The following is a 9,129-nucleotide window of genomic DNA, read 5'->3' on the forward strand; positions in this document are numbered from 1 at the left end:
AGCTTCTTGTAGAAATTTTTTTTTACATTTGTCATAATTAAATTTTAAATTAATAATATGACAAATTTGATAATTACTGAAAAACTAAGACTACAAATTCCACAAAAACCACCTCACGAATGTGAGGTTTAGTTCAACAGAATCTATAAATCAGTATTCTAATTCTGGAACAAAATAAAGAATAATAATGGGAACTATCATTAGTTATTTTTGGGATGCTTATAAAGCCATTATTCTTAAAAACAAGTATATACAATCAAAAGAAGAAACTTTAACATCAGAAGGATACAATTTTTTGTTCAGACACTTTTTAGCAAAAATGAGAAAAAAACCAAAATATTATTCAAAACTCAATTACAAAATTGAATCATCAATTTCACTTTTGATGAACAAAAGAAACAATACTTTAACTATACTGAATTAGCAACGCAAAAGAATATAATATGAAATTGCATTATAGCATTAGAAAAATCAATTATAGAGGTTCAAGAATGAAATAAATGCGTTAATAGAAGAAAATGGACATGGAAAAATATAAATTTACTCATACAATTGTATCTCACCGATTCACCAGACTATTTGCTTCAATGCTTATTGTAATTGGTCTGATAGTCCTCATGGGCTGGTTTAGTAGATTGATGTTTCTAACAAGGTTCTCCATTAATGAAGTTCCGATGGCACCAAGTACAGCTTACGTTTTTATTTGTTTGGCTGTGGGCATATGGTTTTATGTTCGTCCACAAAAAATAGCAATAAATCGTTATGCAGTAATCGTTTCTGCCGTATTAGTAGTTTGTTTGTCCTGCTTACTGCTTATTTCAAATAAATTAGAGTACTTTGCTAATTTGGAACACGCTTTTATTGAAATACCTGAAACCCATTTAAGTATGCAACTTGGACACATGTCTCTTGTTACACTACTCCTGTTTATAATTAGTGGTCTTGCAGTGTTGTTTTTACAAAGCAATCGAAAAATATTTAAGACCATTAGCATTATCCTCACGCTGATTATTTTTATAATTAGCTTTATCCTTCTGCTTGGATATGGATTTGGCGCCCCGTTTTTTTATTTCGATAGTTTTATTCCACCTGCAGTATTAACAGTTTTATCATTTCTATTGGTCTCTTTAGCTTTGATATCTGCTTCTGACAAAAACACTTTTTTTGTTAAAAAAATATGGAAGACATCAGCTAGTGCAAAGTTGTTTAGGATTTTTCTTCCTACGACCATAATCATTGTTGTTATTGAAAGTTTAATAGTAATCCGGTTACTTCCGCTTCTTAATATCCACCCCGCTATTGGTGTATCATTGGTAAGCTTAATTGTTGTTGCATTAGTAATAGTAGTCATATCAATTCTTTCGAAAAGTATGGGTAAATCGTTTGATACAGCTCTGAAGAATTTAAGGCTAAGTAAAGAAAGATTTGAGCTGGCAATGCTTGCTTCAAAAGATGGTTTATACGACTGGAACCTGGAAACAAACGAAATTTATTATTCGCCCGGATGGAAGAGCATGTTGGGATATAAAGATGAAGAATTACCGAATGATTTCTCCATTTGGGAGAATTTGACAGAACCCGAAGACGTAAAGAAATCCTGGGAAATGCAACAAGAATTAATAAATAAGCAACGCGACCATTTTGAAATGGAACTTAAGATGAAGCATAAAGACGGGCATTGGGTTGTTATTCTTTCGCGTGCCGAAGCCTTTTTTAATGATAAGGCTAAAGCCATCAGAATAGTGGGTACTCATGTTGATATTTCAGATCGTAAGCACGAAGAAAAAATTATAGCTATAGAATTAAATTTGTTTGAATACGCGATTAATCATTCTGAAGAAGAATTACTCCAGAAATTTTTGGATGAAGCCGAAAAACTTACAGGTAGCAAAGTTGGTTTTTTTCATTATATAGAAGATGATCAGCAGTCCCTTTCACTCCAAACATGGTCCACCAACACATTAAATAATATGTGTAAAGGATTAGGTGAAGCTGCCCGACATTATCCCATCTCTGAAGCCGGTGTTTGGATAGATTGTTTTAAAGAACGTAAACCTGTAATTCATAATGACTATCAAAGTTTAGTGCACAAAAAAGGCTTGCCTGAAGGACATGCCCCTAATTATACGTGAATTAGTAGTTCCTATAATTCGAGGAAAAAAAATTATGGCAGTTCTTGGAGTTGGAAATAAAAATTCGCATTACAACGAAACCGATGTTAAAAGCGTACAACGATTAGCTGATGTTGCCTGGGAAACTGTAGTTAGGAAACAAGCCGAAGAAAACCTAAAAAACACTTTTGACATTTCGCCAAGTATTATTTCAAAAGCGAATATTGAAACTGGTTATTTTATTGAAGCAAATCAGGCAGTAACAAGAATATTGGGTTATACTGTTGAAGAGTTTACATCACGACCACTAATGGATTTTATTCATCCGGATGACAGTCAAAGTACGAACAATGAGATTTCAGAACAGATGAAAGCTAATAATATAGCGACTTTCTTTGAAAATCGTTATTTGTGCAAAAACGGTTCTTATAAATGGATAGCTTGGCATTGTTCAAAAGCCGATGAGAATGGGGTTGTAACAGCTATTGGCACTGATATTGAAGAGCGAAAGCTAGCGGAAGTAACTTTAATAAAAAGCGAGGAAAGATACCGTAACCTTGTCGAAAATATAGCGGATGTTATCTTTATTTTAGACGAAAAAGGAGTTGTTCAGTATATATCGTCAAATATTGAATTCATTTTGGGTTATACCTCCGAAGATATTGTAAATCACCATTATTCATATTATGTCCATCACGATGATCTCGAAATAGCGAGGCAAGGTCTTATAGAACAAATACAAGGCAGTAAGAATGCTAAGGAATTCAGAATGAAAAAGAAGGAGGGCGATTATCTTTGGGTCTCGGCATTGGGAAGCATAAAAATGGATACCAATTCCTTATTCCAAGGAGTTTTACGGGACATTACTGAACGAAAAATAATAGAGCAGAAAATTGATAAAACGAAGCAATTTTATGAAAGTATTATTGAAGGTGTTCAGGATGGCATTTGGGTGACGGACAAAAATGATGTCATTTTCTATGCAAATTCGGCAATGGAAAAGATAGCCGGTGTACCTCGTGAACAAATTCAAGGAAATAGTGTATTAAAAGATTTCCCTAAAGAAACCACGGGAGAATTTATTGAATTCTATAAACAAGCAAAAAAAGAAAAGAAGCCAATATGGTACGACATCAAAGTTAGAACACTTGCAAATAAAGATGCCTGGCAGAATGGTTGGCTTATTCCACAATATCAGAATAATGCTTTTTCAGGCATTATTTGTACAATTCGCGATATTACTGAGCGAAAGAAAGCAGAAGGTAATGTCCTTAAACTTTCCACGGCAGTGCAACAAAGTCCATCCATCATAGTCATTACCGATACAAAAGGAAGACTGGAATATGTAAACCCCAGTTTTACTGAAGTAACCGGTTATAGCAGTTCTGAAGCAATTGGACAAGAATCAAATATTTTGAAATCGGGCGAACAAGATTCAGCATATTATAAAGAATTGTGGGAAACAATAGAATCCGGTAAAGTATGGAGGGGACAATTCCATAATAAAAATAAAAACGGCGAATTTTATTGGGAAGCAGCTTCAGTTTCAGCCATTAAAAATGAATCAGGAGATATAATTAATTATATTAAAAATGGCGAAGATATTACCCATCAAAAGAATACCGAAATTGAGTTAAAAATTGCCTTGGAAAAAGCCCGGCAAAGCGACAGACTCAAAAGTGCATTTCTATCTAATATGAGTCATGAAATACGTACTCCAATGAATGGTATCCTTGGATTTATCGATCTGCTATATGAACCCAACTTAAGCAAAGTTGAAATTGACCAATATTCAGGTATCATTAACCAAAGTGGTAAAAGGCTTTTGAATACCATTAACGACATAATTGATATTTCAAGAATTGAAGCAGGAGTAATTGTTATTTCAAATACTGAAACCTCCATAAAAAATATATTGGATGAACTTTATTCTTTCTATTCTCTCGAAACAAAATTAAAAGGTTTATCATTATTTTTAGAACTTTCTCTCTCCTCCGACCAGCTAACAGCAATTACTGACAGCCAAAAGCTACATGGGATATTAACTAACCTTATTAAAAACGCAATTAAATACACAGAAAAAGGGAGTATCATTTTTGGCTGTTTATTAAAGGATAATTTTATTGAATTTTTTGTGAAAGATACCGGAATTGGCGTACCCAAAAATCGGATACAAGCAATATTCAATCGTTTTGAACAGGCAGATATTGAAGACACAAGGGTATTCGAAGGTTCAGGCTTGGGGCTTGCAATATCAAAAGCCTATGTTGAAATGCTTGGAGGTGAAATTATTGTAGAATCAGAAGAAGGAAAAGGATCAAAATTTACATTTACAATTCCATACATCAAAAATGCAAAAAAAGAAATTAAACAACTTACTGAAAGTATTGACAATACTGCCTCAATATCAGAAAATTTGAATTTACTAATTGTTGAAGACGATGATGTTAGTTCAATATTTTTAGAAACTATACTTAAAAAATTATTTCGAAAACTCATTTTTGTAGATAATGGAGTGGAAGCTGTCGAAATATGTAAAAATAATCCGGAAATTGATCTGGTTTTGATGGATATTAAAATTCCTAAAATGGATGGTTATGCTGCTACACAAGAAATAAGAAAGTTTAACAAAGATTTAGTTATCATAGCCCAAACTGCCTACGCCTTGCTTGGCGACAAGGAAAAAGCAATTGAAGCCGGTTGTAATGATTATATTGCAAAACCAATCAATGCTAAATTGATATTAGAGATAATTAGTAAGCATATATCATAAAAAAGCATTTACCTTAATGGAATTTAAAGACCAGAAAGAAATATTTTTAAAATAATAATAATTAAACCATTTCACAGATAAAATATCATAGGCATAAAAATATTAATAAATATGAAAATAACTTCTTTTTTTAGTGCTACAATTTTGTTTTCCTTACTGCTTTTGAGCAAAATTCGATAAACTGTTTAAAAATCAAAATATCAAGCCCAAATTATGAAATATTCATATGGAAACTCTAAATAGTGCCTCTAAGAAAACTATCAATTTTCGAGTGGTTATTAAGAAAGCTTCAAAGACAAGGCTTTTGAAGCTTTTGAAAATAAGGAGTTTACTTTTGTAAATGACTGATTCAAAAGCAAGAGTAACGCAGTATTTGACGTTTTCTTAAAACCACTAAATACTGATTTTAGGTTTAAAAAAAGATTTCGCTATTTTTGTCCTTAATTAAAGATTATTATAATATGAAAAGATGTCTTATTTACTTCCTATCTGTCAGCTTTATCTTGATTGTATCAATAGGAAATTCGATTGCTCAGGATTTTAAAGGAGGAATTGTAAAATATCAAAAAACCACGAAATACAATTTCGAACCATCTGACAATCAGCGTTGGAACGATCTTATTGCCGACCTTCCAAAAGAGAAAGAATTTGCCTTTGTTCTCTATTTAACTCACGAAGAGGCTTTATATGAAGAAAATCTGGTTGAGCAGGAAGCTATTCCTCACGAACTACGCAGGGCACTTCACCGGCAGAGCTTCAGCGAACCACCCCAACCAAAAGCTGAAAAAGTCTATTACAATATTTCGAAAGGGAAAAAGTTCAAACAAATGGAATTTATGACCCGTAATTTCATTGTTGAATCGGAAATTAAAAATCAGGAATGGAAACTAAATTCAGAGCTTACGAAAATATTGAATTATAATTGCATGAATGCCGAAATCGTAATCGACGGTCAGGAAATCAGAGTATGGTTTACATCCGAAATTCCGGTTCCGGTTGGGCCCGATGAGTATTATGGTTTACCTGGACTTATTTTAGCTGTTGAAAAAAATGGGGTAACTATCTTGCTGGCAACTTCAATTGAATTAACTATTCCCACCAAAGAACAATTAACAAAACCAAAAGATGGGAAAAAACTATCTCCCGAGAAATTTGAAAAAATAGTTGAAGAGAAAAAAGAAGAATTTAGAAAAACAGGCGGCATGAGACATAAAGGAAAAGGCAAAGGCAGACATTAATTTCCTGTAAAATTCCTTTTTCGTTATACCATAATTCTATACTTAATTTTAGACTAATTCAAAAATATTATTTTTATTTCATAAATAATTAAACCTTTTCACAGATAAAATATCATAGGCAAAAAAATATACATAAACATGATTAGAACTTTTATTTTAATAGCGACAATTTCGTTTTCCTTCTCAGTTTTTGCACAAAATTCGATAAACGGCAGGCTTCTCGATGAGGAAAATAAAACTTTACCTTTTGGCACAATTGCTCTTTTAAATCCCGCAGATTCGACCATGAAATACTTTGGGATTACAAACAAAGCTGGAGTTTACAAAATCACCAATATCAAAAAAGGCGACTACATTTTGCAATTTTCATTTGTTGGAAAAAAAACCATCTTTGAAAACATAACAATTTCATCAAAAAAGGAAGAAAACTTTGGAGATAAACAGATGAAAGCCTCCTTGATGAACGAAGTAGTTGTAGCAGCTGAATATATTCCTATTCAGTTCAAAAGTGATACTGTCGAATTTAACACTAAGGCTTTTGAGACCAAACCTCATGCAGTTGTTGAAGATCTTTTGAAAAAAATCCCGGGAATTGAAGTTGACGAATCGGGAAACCTAAAAGCAATGGGCGAAGATGTTACGAAAGTCCTTGTTGATGGGAAAGAATTCTTTGGAAAAGACCCAAAAGTAGCAACCAAAAACTTACCTGCAAAAGCAATAGACAAGGTTCAGGTTTTCGATAAAAAATCGGAAGAAGCCCAATTTATGGGAATAGACGATGGAGTTCGCGACCGTACAATCAATCTTTTACTAAACGAAGACAACAAAAAAGGCTATTTCGGAAATCTAAAGGCAGGATATGCCACAGACAATTATTATAAAGCAGACGGAAACGTTTACCGTTTTTCTGAAAAACTACAAACTGCCCTTTTGGGAATGTATAACAATATCAACGATTTTGGATACACCGCCACAGGCAGAGGCGGTTGGGGACAACAAGTCAATGGACTAAACACTACTGCTGCGGGTGGCTTAAACCTATCGTTCAATTCTACAAAATATAATCGCTATTTTATGAGCTACCTTGCCAGCCAAACAAAAACAGAACTGGAGCAAACTTCAAACACCGAAAACTTCCTGCAGGAAGGTTCGTATTTTCAGGATTCTGAAAAAAACGAAGACGAAACTGACACACCTCAGAAAATAAATTTTGGAGTTCGCCATAATTTCAATAAACAAAACAACTTCACTATAGATGGAGACATAAACATCAGTAGCAATAAATTATTCTCAGAAAGATTTACCAACACCTTGATTAACGATACTTCGCAGAATAGCTTAGACAATCAAACAAATAGCAATTCGGAAATTAGTAATGCCTCGGCGAGAGCTGTTTACATTTCTAAACTACACGGAGATACTACTCAGATTAAAACCAATATTGTTTTGTCTTATAACAAAAGCTTTTCAGGATTAGATTGGAACAATGCAACAACAATTTTTGATCCCTACAGCCTAATCATCAATGATCAGTATCAGGACAATAATACCGAAAAATTTGCTATTTCAGCCAATCCTACTTTAGTTCAGAGAATAAAACATTTTTGGTATTTAAGTGCAAATGCCGATTTTGGAAGTACAACAGAAAACTTCGACCGTAAACATGGAAATTCTCAGGATGTTTCTTTCACAGACTCTTTGAGTGGTGATTTTTTTACCGAAAGAAATTATGTAAGGCCAGCAATTTCTTTGCGTAGAAATAGTGCCAATCAGCAAATAAATTTCATTTTGGGTGCAGGATGGGAAACGTTCAATAAAGGGCAAAAAAATGTATTCGACATTATTCCTGAAAATCTCAGCGAAAACTACTTCTTCTTTCTTCCGGGTTTTAGTTACGAAAACAATTTGCAAAAAGGAAAAAGGTTTAAAATTCGTTATAATTCAGGGGTTAATATGCCTGGAACAACTCAGCTTCTACCCATAGAAAATACAATTAATCCGTTGTCGATTTATAAGGGAAATATCGATTTAGAGCCTGAATATTATCACAATGTTTCCGCTCATTTGTCGATTTTCGACCAGTTTTCGTTTACTTCACTTTTTATGCGGCTTAGAGGAGAATATACAAAAGATAAAATTAGTGTATCTCAAAATATTGATGAGAATTTTGCACAAATAGTTGTTCCGGTGAATGTTCCAGATCATTATTCGCTTTCTTCCTTTATTTATTATTCCACCCCTATTCGTGCCTTAGGTATAAAAATTAAAATTCGCTCCTACGAATCCTGGAATAAATCTATCAATATTATTAATAACGAAGAAAACATTAACAATTCCTTCACACATACTTTGAAGCTGAGCCTCGAAAACAGAATTAAAGAAAAATGGGATGCCAGGATTGGTGGCTCGCTTAGTCTTACTGACTCAAAGTTCTCACTTGCCGATCATCTCAACAATATTTACTATAGCACGAGCTACTACACCGACATTCGTTTCACACCAAGTAAAAAATGGAGTTTCGAAACCGAAGCCAAAGTTGCAAACTACAACTCGAAAAGTTTCAAAGAATCGGTGAGCATACCTTTCCTTAGTGCTAGTATTAGCTATTTTTTCCTTCCTGGCGAAAAAGCTTCATTTAGTTTGCGTGGCTACGATTTGCTCGACAAGAGCGAAAACATTAAGCAAATTACTGCAACCAACTACCTGATGCAGCAAACAAGTAACACCATTGGTCGATATATTATGCTTTCGTTTAGCATGAAAATTGGACAATTGTAAAATATATGAAATTTGGAATATGTTAGAAAGAATTACTTGTAAAAGGATTTATTGAATAATCATTTTATTTCTAAAATATAGATCTTTGTTTAGCCTGAATAATTCATAAATATTTCTACTACAAGCCCAAACTGCACATCATCTTTGACCGTCCTCAATTTTTATTCCATCAAAATAGCTCGCTATTACTCAAAAATAAAAATCTGTGGTAGTTCAAATCTGACACACA

4 protein-coding genes are annotated in these 9,129 nt (G+C 33.3%); all 4 read left to right on the forward strand.

Annotated elements, in window-relative coordinates:
- The first annotated feature begins 524 nt into the window (after window positions 1-524).
- The 4 genes from HN894_09690 (at window position 525) to HN894_09705 (ending at window position 8,900) form a co-directional block, all read left to right on the forward strand.
- A complete protein-coding gene (locus HN894_09690) occupies window positions 525-2,132 on the forward strand; it encodes a PAS domain-containing protein (GenBank protein MBT7143600.1) in 1,608 nt (535 codons plus the stop codon).
- Entirely contained in the window at window positions 2,113-4,884 is a 2,772-nt protein-coding gene (locus HN894_09695; GenBank protein MBT7143601.1) for a PAS domain S-box protein, read from the forward strand. The genes HN894_09690 and HN894_09695 overlap by 20 nt, the downstream gene beginning before the upstream one ends.
- A gap of 461 nt (window positions 4,885-5,345) precedes the next feature.
- A complete protein-coding gene (locus HN894_09700) occupies window positions 5,346-6,122 on the forward strand; it encodes a GLPGLI family protein (protein ID MBT7143602.1) in 777 nt (258 codons plus the stop codon).
- A 138-nt stretch (window positions 6,123-6,260) separates the two neighbouring features.
- Window positions 6,261-8,900 carry an outer membrane beta-barrel protein gene (locus HN894_09705; GenBank protein ID MBT7143603.1) on the forward strand — a complete coding sequence of 880 codons (2,640 nt, stop codon included), beginning with the start codon at window positions 6,261-6,263 and terminating at the stop codon, window positions 8,898-8,900.
- Window positions 8,901-9,129: the final 229 nt, after the last annotated feature.

Source organism: Bacteroidota bacterium (assembly GCA_018692315.1).
Lineage (GTDB): Bacteria > Bacteroidota > Bacteroidia > Bacteroidales > JABHKC01 > JABHKC01.